The sequence below is a fragment of the Variovorax sp. J31P207 genome (assembly GCF_030316965.1).
In the GTDB taxonomy this organism is placed as follows: Bacteria; Pseudomonadota; Gammaproteobacteria; order Burkholderiales; family Burkholderiaceae_C; genus Variovorax; species Variovorax ginsengisoli_B.
On sequence record NZ_JASZYN010000008.1, the window covers coordinates 89,565 to 106,122 of the forward strand.

12 protein-coding genes and 3 pseudogenes are annotated in these 16,558 nt (G+C 63.5%); 12 read left to right on the top strand and 3 right to left on the bottom strand.

Annotated features, from left to right (window positions below):
• Positions 1-70 precede the first annotated feature (70 nt).
• From QTI68_RS25855 to QTI68_RS25895, 9 genes and pseudogenes are all read left to right on the top strand, one after another.
• On the top strand, positions 71-1,753 hold the full coding sequence (locus QTI68_RS25855; protein WP_286525726.1) for a thiamine pyrophosphate-binding protein: 1,683 nt from the start codon (positions 71-73) through the stop codon (positions 1,751-1,753).
• Between the two features lie 565 nt (positions 1,754-2,318).
• Positions 2,319-3,296 (top strand): Bug family tripartite tricarboxylate transporter substrate binding protein, encoded by a 978-nt coding sequence (locus QTI68_RS25860; RefSeq protein ID WP_286525728.1) that lies wholly within the window; start codon positions 2,319-2,321, stop codon positions 3,294-3,296.
• Positions 3,297-3,455: 159 nt separating this feature from the next.
• Positions 3,456-4,172: an SDR family oxidoreductase gene (locus QTI68_RS25865; RefSeq protein WP_286525729.1), complete on the top strand. Its 717-nt coding sequence runs from the start codon at positions 3,456-3,458 to the stop codon at positions 4,170-4,172.
• 50 nt (positions 4,173-4,222) lie between these two features.
• Positions 4,223-5,944 (top strand): N-acyl-D-amino-acid deacylase family protein, encoded by a 1,722-nt coding sequence (locus QTI68_RS25870; RefSeq protein ID WP_286525730.1) that lies wholly within the window; start codon positions 4,223-4,225, stop codon positions 5,942-5,944.
• A gap of 93 nt (positions 5,945-6,037) precedes the next feature.
• Positions 6,038-7,435 (top strand): adenosylmethionine--8-amino-7-oxononanoate transaminase, encoded by a 1,398-nt coding sequence (gene bioA / locus QTI68_RS25875; RefSeq protein WP_286526082.1) that lies wholly within the window; start codon positions 6,038-6,040, stop codon positions 7,433-7,435.
• The gene (gene bioF, locus QTI68_RS25880) at positions 7,401-8,633 is read left to right on the top strand and encodes an 8-amino-7-oxononanoate synthase (RefSeq protein WP_286525732.1); all 1,233 of its coding nucleotides are present in this window, start codon (positions 7,401-7,403) and stop codon (positions 8,631-8,633) included. The genes bioA and bioF overlap by 35 nt, the downstream gene beginning before the upstream one ends.
• The gene (bioD, locus tag QTI68_RS25885; protein WP_286525734.1) at positions 8,630-9,349 is read left to right on the top strand and encodes a dethiobiotin synthase; all 720 of its coding nucleotides are present in this window, start codon (positions 8,630-8,632) and stop codon (positions 9,347-9,349) included. The genes bioF and bioD overlap by 4 nt, the downstream gene beginning before the upstream one ends.
• Positions 9,350-9,450: 101 nt before the next feature.
• Positions 9,451-9,705, top strand: a pseudogene (locus QTI68_RS25890) (biotin synthase BioB); the annotation flags it as partial.
• 116 nt (positions 9,706-9,821) lie between these two features.
• Positions 9,822-11,066, top strand: a complete 1,245-nt coding sequence (locus tag QTI68_RS25895; protein WP_286525736.1) for a cytochrome P450 — start codon at positions 9,822-9,824, stop codon at positions 11,064-11,066.
• Positions 11,067-11,379: 313 nt separating this feature from the next.
• Here the strand turns inward: QTI68_RS25895 and QTI68_RS25900 are convergent, their stop codons facing one another.
• Positions 11,380-12,129, bottom strand: coding sequence for an SDR family NAD(P)-dependent oxidoreductase (locus QTI68_RS25900; RefSeq protein WP_286525738.1), 750 nt, complete (start codon positions 12,127-12,129; stop codon positions 11,380-11,382).
• A 111-nt stretch (positions 12,130-12,240) separates the two neighbouring features.
• Between QTI68_RS25900 and QTI68_RS25905 the strand changes: the two genes are divergently transcribed.
• Positions 12,241-13,149: a LysR family transcriptional regulator gene (locus QTI68_RS25905; protein WP_286525740.1), complete on the top strand. Its 909-nt coding sequence runs from the start codon at positions 12,241-12,243 to the stop codon at positions 13,147-13,149.
• A gap of 442 nt (positions 13,150-13,591) precedes the next feature.
• Here QTI68_RS25905 and QTI68_RS25910 read toward each other — a convergent pair.
• Positions 13,592-13,945 (bottom strand): annotated as a pseudogene (locus QTI68_RS25910) (SDR family NAD(P)-dependent oxidoreductase); the annotation flags it as partial.
• A gap of 203 nt (positions 13,946-14,148) precedes the next feature.
• Here QTI68_RS25910 and QTI68_RS25915 point away from each other — a divergent pair.
• Positions 14,149-14,625 (top strand): annotated as a pseudogene (locus QTI68_RS25915) (LysR substrate-binding domain-containing protein); the annotation flags it as partial.
• Between the two features lie 313 nt (positions 14,626-14,938).
• On the opposite strand, the gene QTI68_RS25920 reads toward QTI68_RS25915, so the two are convergent.
• Complete coding sequence (locus QTI68_RS25920; protein WP_286525742.1) at positions 14,939-15,202, bottom strand: hypothetical protein; 264 nt, start codon at positions 15,200-15,202, stop codon at positions 14,939-14,941.
• Between the two features lie 371 nt (positions 15,203-15,573).
• Here QTI68_RS25920 and QTI68_RS25925 point away from each other — a divergent pair, with 371 nt between their 5' ends.
• Positions 15,574-16,557, top strand: a complete 984-nt coding sequence (locus QTI68_RS25925; protein ID WP_286526085.1) for a Bug family tripartite tricarboxylate transporter substrate binding protein — start codon at positions 15,574-15,576, stop codon at positions 16,555-16,557.
• Position 16,558 lies beyond the last annotated feature (1 nt).

Consider the following 16,558-nt stretch of genomic DNA (forward strand, 5'->3'; position numbering starts at 1 on the left):
TTCACGAAGACGAAATTGCCGGATCTATGGCGACGCGCCGTCGCCGGCATCTGACCAAGCAAAGGACACAATGAGCAACAAGACACTACCGGCCTACCAAGCACTGGCACTGGACATCAAGGCCATGGGGATTGAGGTCGTGTTCGGTCTCATGAGCGATGACACCGCGCTGTTCGTAACCACATTGGACTCGATTGGCGTGAAGTTTCACGGCGCCCGCCACGAGAATACCGCTGTATGCATGGCCGAGGGCTTCGCGGCCGCCAGCGGCAAGCTCGGCATTGCGATTATCGGCCGCGGCCCCGCTACGGCCAACGCGATGCACGGCGCCACATACGCGCAACGTTCCGGATCGCGCGTTCTGCTGATCTTCGGCGACCAGCCCACCCACACGTCGACCGACGACCACGGCCCCGACAACAAACGCTTCAACGCCAGCCTTGCAATTCAGGCCGCAGGTTTTGCGCCCTTTATTGCCACGAGTTCACACAGCGCTCGGCAGGCGTTGGCCGATGCCGTCGCAGCGACCGAGCACGGTGCCGTGGCGTTGCTGCTACCGGCCGACGTGCAACTGGGACTGGTCGACGTGGAGCAAACCGCGCCTGTGGACAAGCCCGCCGTGCCCCCGAAGCCGATGGCGCCGCGCGCCGCCGCCGTTGCCGCCGCTGGAGCGCTACTGGAGAATAGCCGCCGACCTCTGATCATCGCGGGGCAGGGCGCTTTTCAGGCCGGCGCGAAGGAGGCGCTGATCGCTCTTGCTGATCATCTGGGCGCCGCGCTGGCCACCACCATGAAGGCCAAGGACATGTTCGGCGGCCACCCCATGGATTGCGGCATCGTCGGGTCCTTCTCGAATGCCGGCGGCCGCCGGTTGATCGAGCAGGCGGACTCCGTGCTGGCCTTTGGCGCCAGCATGAACCGGCGCACCACTAGCAATGGCGCCTCCATTCCCAAGGACGCGCCATTGATTCATGTGGACTCTTCGAGAAGCAACATCGGCCGTTACACCTATGCAGACGTCGCAATGGTTGGCGATGCGAGGCTGGCTGCGCAAGCGCTGATGGAAGCACTGCCGCCCCGCACTGCAGCGCACAAAGAGTTCCACGCACCGGCTTTCCGCCAGTGGCTGGACAACTGGGACTTGTCAAACGACTTCAAACCGGCTCACACGCCGCGCACGCTGGACACCCGCTCGGCGGGGCTGGTGCTGAGCAACCTGCTGCCGAAAGACCGCAATGTGGTGTACGACGCCGGCAATTTCCTGCAAGTGGTGCCGTATATCTCGGTGCCGGCTCCATCCCACTACAAGCAGGCCGGCGACTTCGCATCCATCGGCATGGGCTTCGGCGTCGCGATGGGTTTTGCACGCGCCAACCTGGAGCGCACCACGCTGTTCGTGGTCGGTGACGGCGCCTTCCTGATGACACTGGGCGAGTTGGAGACGGTGGCGCGAGAGAACATCCCGCTCGTGATTGTCGTGCTGAATGATCGCGCCTACGGAGCGGAGACGCACTTCCTGGCGATGAGAGACATGCCCGTAGGCATGTCTCTCTTCCCGGACGTGGACTTCGCCCCGGTCGCCGAAGCCTTCGGCTTCCAGACGGCGACAGTGCGTACGATGGACGAACTGAATGCGTTGGCGCCGATGCTGGCCAATCCGGAGGGCCCGATCCTGATCGACATCAAGATCAACGGCGCCATTGCCGCGCCGTTTCACCACGACGGCGCGACGCAGATCAGTACCGCTGTTTGAGGTCGCCCAGCGTCCGCGCAGCGGCGAACTTGCCCCGCGTCTCCGCCGATGCGCGCAGACTCAGTGTCCAGTTCGTTCCTCAGCGCGCGCTGCCAGCAACCAGATGAGTGTGATTTACAAGCCGCACAAAGCGGCTATTCATTGATCGTCGGGCCGACAGGTTCACGCATTTGTTCACCCCGAACGGACATGCGGTCAACCGCAGATTCTAGATTCGCCCACCTAGGTAGCCCACGCGCAAGCTGTCAGCCAGATGCTACCGACCTGCGATGTCTTCCGTCAGATAGTCAAGGTGCGAAGGCTTGACTTCGAACCTTGCCGTGGTAACCTGTTCCTAATATCGATATAAAGTTCGAAATCACGAATCACATAGTCCAAGTCTTGCACATGGCCTGTTGGTCGCGCCGGCTTCGTTGACAGCGACACCCGACAACGGCCGATCTACGTGGGGTTCGCGATACGCGCTCCTGCTTGCATGGCGTGACCAGAGCGAACGTGAGGCTACGCAAGTTTTGCAAGAACGCTGGGCCCGTGGAATAACCGATAAGACTAGGAGACCTTTCAAATGGATTCGACCAAACGTCGGGCGGTCACCCTCGCCCTCTTCGCCGCTCCCTTTGTCGGTCTGGCTCCGGCGCTTGCCGAACGGGAATTTCCCAGCCGGCCGATCAAGATCGTCACAGGATTTGGTCCGGGCGTTGGCATCGAGGTGAGCACACGTATCTTGGCTGACCAGCTCTCCAAGGAGTTGGGCCAACCAGTGATAGTGGAAAACAAGCCCGGAGCGGCGACGATGATTGCGGCCAATCAGGTTGCGCAGGCGCCAAAGGATGGCTATACGCTGCTGTTGTTGAATGTTCAGCAGTACAACAATCCTCTGTTATTCCGCAACGTCAACTACAAGCCTTCGGACTTTGTCCCCATCGCGCTGGGTGGCACTCTGTCGCTGGTTATGGTCGTCAGCAAGGCGTTGCCGGTCAAGAACGCGCATGAATTCATTGAACTGGCGCGCGCGAATCCCGGTAAGTTCAACTATGGATACTGGGGCGTCGGAGGTAGTCCGCATCTGATGGCAACACGCCTGCAAGCCGTTGCTGGTATCAAGATGGAGGGCGTGGCATATAGGGATCCAGGCCAAGCGAGCACTGACCTGGCTGCGGGCCGCATTCACTTGTTCATCACTTCGGCCACTCACGGGGTATCCATGATGCAGGCGGGCCAAGCCAATATCATCGCGGTCGGCACACAGCGACGCATGGCCAAACTCCCTGAAACGCCTACCTTCGCGGAGTCGGGCGTGCAGGGCATGCCAAGCCCGTGGTGGGGATACGGCGCGCCAGCCGGAACGCCACCTGAGGTTGTCGCCAAGCTCGAGCGCGCATTCCGCGCTGCCATTGCGACGCCGCGCTATCAGCAGATGCTTGCGGATACGGCGTCCGAGCCTCTGTCATTCGACACGCTGGACAGCCTCAATGAATTCATCGTCCAGGAGACCGAGCGCTGGGCCTCCGCGATCCGTCCGCTGAATCTCAAGCTCGAGTGAAGGGATGCACAAAGCCCCGTGAACACGTCCTGGCCTTCGAGCCGACTGCTGCCGCCGCTGCCAAGGCGTCGGTCTGATGCTCGATCTAGTGGCGCACTAGCTTGAGAGGTTTGGGACTGCGTGTCGACGTCTTCGATTTCAACTGTAGGGTAACTTTGCATGCTCGATTTTGGTGGCCGATTGGTCGTCGTCACTGGTGGTACAGGCGCATTGGGATCGGTAGTCACAGGCGCTCTGCTCGACGCTGGTGCCCGAGTTCGAGTGCCTGTCTTTGATTCATCTGAGATGGGTAACTTTGAATACCGCAATCGTGTGGAACTCATGGAGGGCTGTGACCTGACGAAGGAACCGGACGTTGCCCGCATCTATAAGGGGACCAAGGACCTCTGGGCATCGATCCACATTGCCGGCGGCTTCTCCATGTGTCCACTGATGGATACAGACAAGGCAACGTTGATGCGGATGATCGAAGTCAATTACGTGAGTGCCTACTTGTGCAGCCGTGCCGCCGCGCGAGTGTTCGGCAACGATGGCGGGCGGATCGTCAACGTCGCCGCTCGTGCTGCGTTGGAGCCAAGAATGGGCAGCGGCATGAGTGCCTATGCTGCCAGCAAGGCTGCAGTTGTCGCCTTGACTATTGCTGCGGGCGAAGAACTCAAGCACAGCGGCATCCTCGTGAATGCTGTAGCACCGTCGATCATAGACACGCCCGCCAACCGAACGGCCATGCCGAGCGCCAACCATCGTTCATGGCCGAGCGCCAATCATTGTTCATGGCCTAGTGCCAAAGACATCGCAGCGGCGATTCTATTCCTCGCCTCGTCTGCAAATTGTGTGACGACCGGTGCAATCGTTCCAGTTTACGGTCGCTCCTGAAGCCGCGTTGCTTGAGTGGCCGCCAATAGTTGAAATTCATTGGAGTTTGTATGTTCAAGAACGCGAATCACGATCTGATCATCCGTGGCGGCACGGTTGCCGACGGACTTGGCGGCTCATTGCGTGAAGCAGACGTCGCTATCACCGGCGACAAGATCACTGCTGTCGGCTCCGTGCCGGGGAAGGGTGTCGAAGAGATCGACGCCAGAGGTTTGCTGGTCACACCTGGTTTCGTCGACGTGCATACGCACTACGACGGGCAGTCTGTATGGGATTCGTATCTCACGCCTTCGTCGTTGCATGGGGTAACCACTGCCGTGATGGGCAATTGCGGGGTCGGTTTTGCACCCGTCAAGGCAGAGGACCGCGAGACCCTCATCAATCTCATGGAAGGAGTGGAGGACATTCCGGGCGCGGCTTTGCACGAAGGCCTCGATTTCAACTGGCATTCGTTCAAAGACTACATTGAGGTGCTCGGCAAGCGGCCTCGTGACGTTGATCTCGCCGCACAGTTGCCGCACGCTGCGCTACGCGTATATGTGATGGGCAATCGCGCGCTGCAACATGAGAGGGCAACTTCGGAGGACATAGCGGCCATGAGGACGCTCGCCGCCGAAGCAATACGGGCAGGTGCCGTCGGATTCTCCACATCGCGCACGATTCACCACCGTTCGATCGACGGCAATGTGACGCCCACCCTTCGCGCAACGGAAGACGAGTTGCTCGGCATTGCGATGGGCTTGAAGGATGCGGGAAGAGGCGTCCTGCAGTACGTGTCGGATTGGGATACGCCTGATCGCAAGAGCGAGTTTGACATGGTGCGTCGCCTGGTCGTTGCTTCGGGCCGACCGCTTTCGTTCACCCTCTCGCAGCGCCACAACGATCCAGATGGTTGGAAGGAAGGATTGGCGCTGCTGGAACAGGCGCATCGTGACGGATTGCCTATCAGGGCTCAGGTGGCGCCGAGGCCCGCGGGTGTCTTGATGGGCCTCCAAGGTAGCCAGAATCCATTTTCGGATCACCCTTCGTTCAAGCCTATTGCGCATCTACCGCTTGCTCAAAAGCTCACTGTGCTGCGAAATCCCGAGTTCCGGCGTCAGTTGCTATCGGAGAACAGCGGGGTTGACGAACGGTTGGCCGCTTCGCGTCCGCTGACTCAGTTCAATCTCATGTTTCCCTTCGACACGGTGCCCAACTACGAACCCGGATGGCAAGATTCGGTGGCGGCGATCGCAAAACGAGAGGGTCGCTGCAACTACGAGGTGGCACTCGACCTGTTGTTGCGGGACGATGGTTTGTCGTTCTTGTTCGTGGCCATGACGAACTACGCCGGGTTCAGCCTCGACGCATGTCGAGCGATGATCGCCCACCCTCTGACTGTGCCTGGTCTTGGTGATGGAGGTGCCCATGTGAGTTATATCTCCGACGCCAACTTCCCCACGTTTCTGCTTAGCTACTGGGGACGCGACCGCGGAGCTGACAAGTTTGAGCTGAGCGAACTTGTCAAGAGGCAGAGTTCTGACACAGCGCGCATGGTGGGATTGAATGATCGTGGGGTGATCATGCCCGGCATGAAAGGCGACTTGAACATCATCGACTTTGATCGGCTAAGTCTGCGCCGACCAAGCATGCTAGAGGACCTTCCTGCAGGCGGAAAACGCCTTATGCAAGGGGCCCACGGCTATGTCGCGACCATTCTCTCCGGGGAGGTCGTCCGGCGCAATGGAGAGTCCACCGGCAAGTTGCCTGGCCGCGTGGTCAAGTCCACCTAACGTCTTCATGACGAAAGAAGTTGAATCCCGTTGCACCAGCGGCTCCGGCCGCTCGTGTATCCAGGCCTCATGAGTCGCACTGTCCGCACGTCGATGCTGTTTCACGGCATGCATATGCCCGTTGGCGTCGACGACTCTTGGCAGCAACGCAGCCTGCGCTCCGTCTGGCATCCCTGCACGCAGATGCAGCGCGCGGCGGTCGTGCCGCCGCTGCCGATTGCGCGCGGTGAAGGCCCGTGGCTCTTCGACTATGAGGGTCAGCGCTACCTCGACGCCACGAGCTCCTGGTGGGTCAACCTGTTCGGCCATGCCGATGCGCGGATCAACGCAGCTCTAAAGGACCAGCTTGACAGACTGCCTCACGTGATGCTGGCCGGCTGTACCCATGCACCTGCCGTGGAGCTGGCCGAGCGCCTGTCGGCCCTGACCGGCGGCGTGCTCGGCCATTGCTTCTTCGCCAGTGATGGCGCTTCGGCGGTCGAGATCGCGCTGAAGATGAGTTTTCATCACTGGCGCAACCGGGGACGTCCGAACAAGCGGGAGTTCGTCTGCTTGCGCCAGGGCTACCACGGCGAGACGCTGGGAGCGCTTGCGGTCACTGACGTTGCGGTATTTCGCGACGCGTACGACCCACTGCTGATGCGCGCTCACCAAGTGATGTCACCTGACTCGCGACAAGCCGCGCCCGGTGAGAGCGCAGCGGACGTGGCAGCGCGGGCCGCGGCCGAGCTGCAGGCGCTCTTCGACGCTCGTCATGGGAGCATCGCGGCGCTGATCGTCGAGCCGCTGGTACAGGGCGCCGCCGGTATGGCGATGCACGACGCGGCCTACCTTCGCGCGGCGCGTAGCTTGTGCGACCGTTACCAGGTGAGCCTGATCGCCGACGAAATCGCGGTCGGCTGCGGACGCACCGGCACCTTCTTCGCATGCGAGCAGGCCGCGATCTGGCCCGACTTCGTCTGCCTGTCCAAGGGCATCAGCGGCGGCACACTGCCGCTGTCGCTAGTGATGACTCGCTCCGCGATCTACGAGGCCTTCCTCGATGACGACGTCGCGCGGGGCTTCCTGCATTCGCATTCCTACACTGGCAATGCGCTGGCCTGCCGTGCGGCTCTCGCGGTGCTCGACCGCTTCGAACAGGACGACGTTCTGCAGCGGAACCGCCAACGGGCCGAAGTGCTGAGTTCTGCGCTCGCGCCCCTGCAGGACGATCCGCGTGTGGAGCACTTTCGGCAGTGCGGGATGATATGGGCTTTCGACGTGCGCGAGGCCTTCGTGGGCGATCGCTTCGCCGAGCGCTTTCATCTCGCCGGTCGCGAGCGCGAACTGCTCATTCGACCCATTGGTCGCACCGTCTACCTAATGCCGCCCTATGTGCTGGACGATCAGCTCGCCGCCTGGCTGGCGCAGCGCGTGGCGCAAACGCTGGATGCTGTGACCCCCGTAGAAAACGCTCATGCTCATCGAACACCTGAACCACCGACTGCGTGAAGTGGAGTCGCAGGTGCTGTGCCGAGAGCGTCGCACCGCCGAGTCGCCCTGCGCGCCACGCCAGCAGGTGACCGTGGCTGGCATGGGGCAGGGTGCAGCTACGCGCAGTATGCTGGCCTTCTGCAGCAACGATTACCTGGGACTGGCGAACCATCCGGCGCTGATCGAAGCGATCGCGGAGGGCGCTCGGCGCTTCGGTGTCGGCAGCGGCGCGTCGCATCTGATCAGCGGTCATTCTCGCGCCCATGCCCTGCTCGAGGACGAACTCGCGCGATGGATGTCGCGCTCCATTCCACAGGCTCGCGTGCTGACCTTTTGTACCGGCTACATGGCCAACCTCGCGCTGCTCACCGCGCTAGGAGACGGGAACGCGACGATCATTGCGGATAGGCTCAACCATGCATCGCTGGTCGATGGCGCGTTGCTGGCGAGGGCGCGGCTGCAGCGCTACCCTCACGGCCGACTCGACCTGCTCAAGAGCCACCTCTCGCGCTGTGATACGCCGATCAAATTGATCGTGAGTGATGCCGTCTTCAGCATGGACGGCGACCTGGCCGATCTTCCGGCGCTGCTGGCGCTGGCCGACGCGCACGACGCTTGGCTCGTGATCGATGATGCCCATGGTTTCGGCGTACTCGGCGAACGAGGCGGTGGCAGCCTGTCGCACTTTGGCCTGCGCAGCGAGCGGCTGATCTACATGGGGACCCTCGGAAAGGCCGCGGGCTTGGGTGGGGCATTCGTGGCGGCCCACCCGACAGTGATCGACTGGCTGGTGCAGTCAGCGCGCAGCTATATCTACACCACCGCCGCGCCGCCAGCGATCGCACATGCCTTGTGCGCCAGCCTTCGGCTGATCGAAGGTGAAGAGGGAGAGGCGCGGCGCGCGCGGTTGCGCCAACTGATCGGCATGCTTCGAGATCGTCTTACGACGTTGATACAACGGTTCTCCCATCTTGGGTGGCGTCTGACCGATTCGGCCACCGCGATCCAGTCGCTGATCGTCGGCGACAATGCCGCTGCGCTGGCCCTCGCGTCGTCGCTCGATGCGCAGGACCTGTGGGTGCCAGCGATTCGTCCACCGACGGTGCCCACAGGCACGGCGCGTTTGCGCATCACGCTCAGTGCGGCGCACACGTCGCAAGACGTGCAGATCCTGGCCGATGCACTGTCGCGAGCGGCGGCGGGGGGCCGGCAATGACTGCCGTGGCGCTGCGCGGTTGCTTCGTCACCGGTACCGACACCGAAGTCGGCAAGACACGCATCAGTGCCGCGCTGTTGCACTGGCTTGGCATGCGCGGACAGCGCTGTGCCGGCTACAAGCCCGTGGCCGCTGGTACCCAATTGATCGAAGGAAAGCAGGCTAACGAGGACGTGGGCGCACTTCGCGATGCGAGTTCGGTGGCGTTGACCGACGCCGCGGTCGGCCCCTTCCAGTTCAAGGCCGCCTGTGCTCCGCACATTGCGGCAGCGCTCGAGGGCCGCGGCATAGAACGTGCTGCATTGCTGCAGGGAGCGAATGCACTCGCGGCACGCGCCGAGTGTCTGATCGTCGAGGGCGTCGGCGGTTTCTGCGTGCCGCTGGGCCTCCATTTCGACAGTGCCGACGTCGCAATGGACCTAGGGCTTTCGGTTGTGCTGGTCGTCGGGCTACGACTAGGGTGCATAAACCATGCGCTGCTCAGCGCCGAGGCGATCCGATCACGCGGGCTGCGGCTGGCGGGCTGGGTAGCGAACACTGTCGATCCCGCAATGCTTCACCGCGACGACAACCTCGCCACCCTCCGCCATGAGCTGGGTCGGCGCCACCAGGCCCCGTGCCTGGGCGTCGTTTCACGGCTGACGAGCCCCCACCCTGCCGCCGTGGCAGCCCAGCTCGACGATGCCGCGCTGCAGCTCTTGTTCGGCTTGTCCTGAGGAACCGTTTCGATCCGATGTCTCCCAGCGCCCTCGGCGCGGTTTGTATCCAGAGTTGGCCACTCACTCTTGTGACGGGTGGCTGGCTACCTGCCCCTGACATGAGCACCACCGCAACCACCTTCCTGTCTTCGCTCCGTACTTCGGCCTCAAGTCTCGAACCGTGTCCGAACCCTCGCTGGCGCGTCTCGGAGGTCCGGGCCTTGCGCGAGTTGCCGTTCATCGACACGCTGTTTGGCGCCCAGCATGTGTATCGCGCGCACGTCGACTCCTCCGAAGCGCAGATTTCGACGCTGCTGTCGATCAAGACGGGTGGATGCGCTGAAGAGTGCGACTGCTGTCCACAATCCGCGCACTTCGCCGGCACGAACTCGATCTTCTACGGTGACGAGCTGCTCATCACGAGCAATCCTCAGGCCGAGCGCAACTGCGCGTTCTTCAAGCGCCCGCGCCTGAAGACGCGAGGCAGGCCGTGAGCGCGGTATGGGCGAAGGTGCCCGGCCCGCTCGGGCGGCCGATGGTCGACGCGGCGTTTCGCGCCGATCCCTATGCCACCTATGCCGCGCTGCGCGAGGCCGGCCCGATACACTGGAGCGAAGAGTTCTTCGGCGGCGCATGGCTTTTGACCCGCCATGCCGACGTGGAGGCCGTACTGCGCGATGCTCAACGCTTTTCTGCGCAGCGCACCGGCGGCTGGGTGATGCAGGATGAGGCGGCGCGCGCCGAGCTGAAGGACTTCCAGCAACTCTTTGCGCGGGCGATGCTGTTTCTCGATGCGCCGGACCACACGTGCATCCGCGGCGTGCTCAATGCGGGCTTTCGAAACGAAGTGCTGCGCCAATTCGTTCCGGCCATCGAGCTTCGCGTCGATGACTTGCTCGATGCCGTGGATATGCACGCAGGCTTCGATTTCATGCAGGCACTGGCGCGCCCGTTGCCGGCCGAAGTGATGGCGTTGCTGATGGGCATCCCCGCGGACGACCGAGGCGAGTTCATTACTTGGTCCGACGATCTGGCCGCCTTCATCGGCGCGCCCGTGCCCTCGCTTGAGCTCGCGCGGCGCGCGCGCACCAGCTTGCTAGCGATGAGCGCCTACTTCGAGCAGCTCCTGCCGCAGCGCCGTCGCGCGCCGGGCGACGACCTGGTGAGCCGGCTGCTGCGAGCAGAAGAGGCGGGCACCATTCAGCCCGGTTCCGAGTTGCTCTCCCAATGCGCGATGCTGTTGTTTGCCGGGCACGAGACCACGCGCAACCTGCTTGGCAATGGCCTTCAGGCGCTGCTGTCCGATCGTAAAGGTTGGCAGCGCCTGCAGCAGGAGCCCGCCCTGTTGCCAGGTGCCTTGCGCGAACTGCTCCGCTTCGACAGTCCGGTGCAGTACACCGGCCGCCGGGTGGCGGTTGATCTCGTGCTGCATGGCCGGCAACTGCGCCGCGGCGACCTGGTCATAGCGCTCATCGCCTCCGCCAACCGCGACCCGGCGCGATATGAACAGGCCGATCGCTTGGACCTGGCGCGCCGCCCTGGGGGCCTGCTGTCTTTCGGTGCTGGAGCGCACGTGTGCATTGGCGCCAGCTTGACCCTGTTGGAGGCAGAAATCGTGTTCGCCCGCCTGCTGTGGCGCTTTCCCCAACTGGAACTCGTCGACGCCCAACCGAACTGGAGCGGCAATCTGGTGTATCGCGGCCTGAACGCGCTGCCGGTTCGCCAGGCCCCCTGAGGGGGCTCTTTTTCGGCATGCTGCGGCGAAGGGTCTTGGTGAGCACGATGCGTGGCCTCGGGAGTCCGGACGCGCTCAAGCGCAATTCCGGGTCCTGGGTGGAGGCGTCTCGGCGAGGCGACGCCTCAAGTCGATGGGCTTCGCTTTTGCTCATGGAGCTCATCACACTATGTGGATGGATCCGGCTGAGAAGGAGGCCTCGGCGGACGAGGCATCTTTCATCAGCAGCAGAACGGGGCCGTACTGCTAAACCTGATGAGGGAAATCGGGACCTTTGGCTATCTCGATCGGCTCCGAGCCATATCGTTTCGGCTCATGCCGCAGCGCCTCCGTTGACGTCGAGCGTGATGCCTGTGATGAAGCTGGCATCGGGACCGGCCAGAAAGGCCACCGACGCCGCGACTTCTTCCGGCAGGCCGAAGCGGCCCAGCGGGATCGCGGCCCTCTGCACGGCGGCGAAGTCGCCGTCCAGCGGGTTCAACTCAGTATCGATCGAGCCCGGCTGTACCGTGTTGACGGTGATGCCGCGCGACGCGAGATCGCGCGCCCAGCCGCGGCTGTAAGCGGCTACTGCCGCCTTGGTGGCCGAGTAGTCGGCTACGCCCGGCCAGGTCGAGCGGTCGCCGGCGCCGGAGCCGATCGAGATGATGCGACCGTTGTCGCTGATCAGCGGAACCGCTGCGCGCACGGCGGCAGCTACGCCGCCGACGTTGATCGCGAACTGGCGGTCGAAGGCCGCGATGTCGCTGTCGGGCGCGCCGACTTGGCCGACCACCAACACGCCTGCGTTGTTCACCAGGATGTCGAGCCGGCCGAAGTGCTCGGCCGTCTTGTTCACCAATGCCTCGACCTGCAGGGGATCGGCCTGGTCGGCCTGGAATGCCGCTGCGCGAACGCCAAGGTTCTCCAGCGCCTTGACCAGCGCGTCGGCGCGTGCTGCTGAGTTCGAGTAGCTGATGGCGACGTCGGCGCCGTCTTGCGCCAAGCGGCGGGCAATGGCGGCGCCAATGCCGCGCGTTCCGCCGGTGACGAGGGCGACTTTTTTGTTGAGGGGTTTGCTCATGGGATGCTCCAGAAGGTTGTGTTGCGATGGCATGAAGTGTGGGAGCAGACCCTTCGTCGACCAAGACGGTGATCAAGACATATCTATTTCCTGTTCGTTAATAATCCGGTCATGGACCAGATCGCAGCCATGCGCGTTTTTGCCCGGGTCGTCGAAGCCGGCACGTTCACCCGCGCGGCCGATTTGTTGCAGCTTCCCAAGCCCAGCGTGACCAAGCTGGTCCAGCAACTCGAGAGCCACTTGCGCGTGAAGCTGCTGCAGCGAACGACGCGGCGGGTAACGGTGACCCCGGAGGGCGCGGCCTACTACGAGCGCACCTCGCGGGTGCTGGCGGAGATCGACGACATCGAGGCCGATCTGACGAACGCACAGACCAGCCCCAGGGGCCGCCTGCGCGTGGACATCGGCTCCTCGCTGGCCAACCGGATCCTGATCCCGAGGCTGCCGGCGTTCCACGCGCGCTATCCGGGCATCCTGCTCGAGCTCGGCGTGAGCGACCGGTCTGTCCACCTGATTGGCGAAGGGGTGGATTGCGTACTCCGCGGCGGCGTGCTAAGTGACCCGTCGCTGGTAGCGCGCCGCGTCGCGCAGATGCCCTACATGACCTGTGCGACGCCCGACTACCTCAAACGCCACGGCACTCCTGAGACGCCGGCCGATCTGCTGGACGGGCACCAAGTCGTGAGCTATTTCTCCTCGCGAACCGGGCGCCACGTTCCGCCGTGCTACGAGCGCGGCGACGAACGAATCGAAATCAATGGCCAAACCGTCCTCGCGGTCAACGAGAGCACGGCTCACCTGACGGCCGTACTGACCGGGCTCGGCGTTGCGCAGACCTTCGCATTCATGGCGCAACCGCACGTCGAGAGCGGGGCCCTGGTCGAGTTGCTGGCCGACTGGGAACCACCGCCGCTTCCCGTGTCGGTGGCCTACCCGTCGAGCCGGCACCCGAGCGCTAAGCTGCGCGCCTTCGTCGATTGGACGGTGGAGGTGTTGGCGCCCTTAGGTCGCCGGCGCTGAGGAACCAAGCATCTGCGGAGTCTCGGCAGTGCAAATTCGCCATTTCCGGCCGATCCCGCTTCAAGACATTCAGATCGATCAGGGTCGTTCTGCGCCGTCGGCCGCTTTTTGTTCTCGTGACCGTGAAGAGAACGGACGCGGACGCGTCGCTGCGTGACGGGCGACGCGCCTTTCGAGAACCCTGTCACTAGGTGGACTCTCTGCGACTTCGCTTGCTCATTGGTGGTGTGGCGGTCGGGCTCGACGAACGGGACTACGGCAGTAAGGAGAGGCGTTGGCCGCGCTGACACAAGGTTTACTGTTACTCCCTCACGCGCATCCGGGCGATGCTGCTCTTGGCGTTCTGCAGTGCGAGATAGGCACCCAGCGCGTGTTCGGAGCGCGCGAACGTCGCATACAGATGAGGCACTTTACCGAAGGTCTTCTTGAGCTGGTCAAGGACCGCCTGGTTGGCGGCCGACTGCTCGGTGGTTGGGCCGGCCTGCCCCTCGGCGCCGGCGATATTCACCGCCACGTCGAGACGGCCGAAGCGCTCGACGACCTGTTCGACCAAGCTGCGCACTTCACCTTCGAAGCGCACGTCGGCGCGGATGAACTCGGCTTCGGCGCCGAGCGCGCGCAGCTCGGCTGCGAGCGCCTGGCCGGCTTCGTCGCGTCGGCCGCTGACGGCGATGCGATGGCCTTCACGGGCGAAGGCAAGAGCAGTGGCGCGGCTGATGCCGGTCAGCGCGCCGGTGATGAGGACGACAGGCAGGTAGTTCACGGCTGGGACCCCTTTGGCAACTAGTGGCTGCATTCGGGCGTGACCGCAAATGTTCACACCTCGGGAGCAAGAATGCCGGGCACTGCAGTTGGGGTGTATTGCCCTGCGGTCGAGCGATTCGACCTCTGGGGATTGGCGCGCACGGTTGCCCGAATGCGAAACGCAAGCGGTCTAGAGCTTTCGGGTCGAGGGCCTCCCCAGATGGTTGGGCGTGTTGAACCTTTGTTTAGGGGAGGCGGGAGGGCGAACTGGACGCGGCGGTGTGCCTGTATCCCAACTTCTTGGTTCCGAAAACCTTCGACTGGTCGCTGTTGCGGAAGGAACCGCTCGTGCTGTTGGCACCGAACCGGATGGCGCGGCGCGATCCGCACGAACTCCTGCGCACCTCGCCCCTGATCCGCTATGACCGCAACCTCGGCGGTGGCGAGCAGGCGGATCGCTACCTGCGCGCCGCCGGCATCGTGCCGCAGGAGCGCTTCGAACTGAGCTCCCTGTTGGCCACCGCCATGATGGTGGGCCGTGGCCTCGGCGTATCGATCGTGCCGGACATCGCGTCGCCGCTGCTGGACGGGCAGCGCATCGCGAAGATTCCGTTGCCGATTCCTTCGGAAGCTCGTCGGTTCGGGATCACGTGGCTGCGGTCGTCGGCGCGGCTGCGGCTGATTCAAGGACTGGTTGCAAGCGCAAGCACCGTTGCCCCTTGCGTGAGTTAACGGCCAAGCGACCGGCGAAACGCTCGCCAGGTGAGCAATCCACGACTCATCAACATCCGCAATTTCGCTTGAAGCTGAGCGGGCGCGCGATCAAAGGTTGGCGAACCGTTCTCATCAGGCGAGTGCCCCATGACCCCATCCCGCGTCCATGCGGTGCGCGCCATCTCCAGCAAACGAGTGGGCATCACGGTCCTGTCGGGAGCTGAACGAATGGGGGCACCCGCCCGCCGGCACCAGTCTCGACCGCTTGTAGCAATCGATGTGGCGGTTCAGGAGCGATCTGCAGCGCCGCTCGTCGAGCCATTCCTGCGCGCTAGTGGGACCTGAGTCCGGGGTTCGCACTGGCCGCTATCCTGATCGAGGCCGCATCAATGCCGGCGAGCATCGTCTGTTTGCCTCGGAAGATCCCATCGTGCATCGCTAGCATCGTCAGGTTGTGGAATTGCTGCGCGAACCGTTCGGTCTGTTGCTCAGAATCGGGGCGAGGCACTCCTTGGTCGTTCAGGCCGACGCGAGCGCGCTTCTCGGTCAGACCAAGGACCAGCTGCCGAACACGGAATGAAACGGTGGTCGTCACGGTTGCCCACCACTTCGTGATGAAGTTCTTCGAGGAGAACCCCAAGCAAGCAACGTGGCCATCATGCGCGCCAAAAGCATGGCTCGCCCCGGCCCGCGGCCTACAACCGACGGCATCAGGCGTCGCGAAGCCCCGTGGATTCAGTTCGGCACTCTATTTGTCGACTCCAGGGGAAATGAGACCAGAGTTTAGGCACTCTATTTCACGTTCTTGCACTCTATTTGCTCGCACCACTCGAAGTACTTCAAGTCCCGAAGGTGGATGTCCATTCATAACTCCGAAGAATCGGTGGATGAACATTATCGAATGGACGGAATGAATTGAAGTTTCCAGAATGCGTCCATCCACAGGAGACAACAACCACCATGAACATGACCCGTCGACCCCATTGGCTGGCAGGCGCCGCCCTCGCGCTGCTCGCCTGCAGCAGCTTTGCCCAGACCGCCTGGCCCGCCAAGCCGATCAAGCTGGTGGTGCCTTTCCCGCCCGGCGGCGGCACCGATTTCGTGGCCCGCCTCGTGGCCGAGAAGCTCTCGACCCAGGCCGGCTGGGTGATCGTGATCGACAACAAGCCCGGCGCGGGCGGCAACATCGGGCTCGACGCCGTCGCCAAGTCGGCACCCGACGGTTACACGCTCGGCCTCGGCCAGACCGCCAACCTGGCGATCAACCCGGCGCTGTACGCCAAGATGCCCTTCGACCCGCTGAAGGACTTCGCGCCGATCGCGGCGGTCGCATCGCAGCCGGTGGTGCTGCTGGTGAACGCGTCGTCGCCGTACAAGACCCTGGCCGACGTTGTCGCGGCGTCGAAGGCCAAGCCGGAGTCGCTGCGCATCGGCCTGGCCGGCAACGGCACCGTGGGCCACCTGGCCGGCGAGATGCTGGAGCGCCGGGCGGACATCCGGATCCTGAACGTGCCGTACAAGGGCGCCGGCCCGGCGATGACCGACCTGCTCGGCAACCAGGTGGAACTGAACTTCGCCAACACGCCGGTCGCGATCCCGCAGCTGGCGGGCGGCAAGGTGCGCGCGCTGGCCATCAGCTCGCCGCAGCGGCTGAAGAGCGTGCCGCAGCTGGCGGCGGTGCCGACGGTCGCCGAGCTGGGCTATCCGGGCTTCGACGCGATCACATGGACCGGCCTGGTCGCGCCGGCCGGCACGCCGCAAGCGGTGGTCGAGCGCATCAACAGCGAGGTGCAGAAGATCCTCAAGCGCCCGGACGTGATCGAGAAGCTGGCGCTCGAAGGCAGCACGGCGGCGGCCGAAGGCACGCCGAAGCAGTTCGCCGACTACATCCGCAGCGAGCACCAGAAATGGGGCGCGCTGATCCGCGAAGCCAACATCAAGCTGGATTGAC

Excerpts from the sequence above, each read along its gene's own strand:
- QTI68_RS25855 (WP_286525726.1), top strand. The coding sequence starts at position 71 with ATGAGCAACAAGACACTACCGGCCTACCAAGCACTGGCACTGGACATC.
- QTI68_RS25860 (WP_286525728.1), top strand. The coding sequence starts at position 2,319 with ATGGATTCGACCAAACGTCGGGCGGTCACCCTCGCCCTCTTCGCCGCT.
- QTI68_RS25865 (WP_286525729.1), top strand. The coding sequence starts at position 3,456 with ATGCTCGATTTTGGTGGCCGATTGGTCGTCGTCACTGGTGGTACAGGC.
- QTI68_RS25870 (WP_286525730.1), top strand. The coding sequence starts at position 4,223 with ATGTTCAAGAACGCGAATCACGATCTGATCATCCGTGGCGGCACGGTT.
- bioA (WP_286526082.1), top strand. The coding sequence starts at position 6,038 with ATGCTGTTTCACGGCATGCATATGCCCGTTGGCGTCGACGACTCTTGG.
- bioF (WP_286525732.1), top strand. The coding sequence starts at position 7,401 with ATGCTCATCGAACACCTGAACCACCGACTGCGTGAAGTGGAGTCGCAG.
- bioD (WP_286525734.1), top strand. The coding sequence starts at position 8,630 with ATGACTGCCGTGGCGCTGCGCGGTTGCTTCGTCACCGGTACCGACACC.
- QTI68_RS25900 (WP_286525738.1), bottom strand. The coding sequence starts at position 12,129 with ATGAGCAAACCCCTCAACAAAAAAGTCGCCCTCGTCACCGGCGGAACG.
- QTI68_RS25905 (WP_286525740.1), top strand. The coding sequence starts at position 12,241 with ATGGACCAGATCGCAGCCATGCGCGTTTTTGCCCGGGTCGTCGAAGCC.
- QTI68_RS25925 (WP_286526085.1), top strand. The coding sequence starts at position 15,574 with ATGACCCGTCGACCCCATTGGCTGGCAGGCGCCGCCCTCGCGCTGCTC.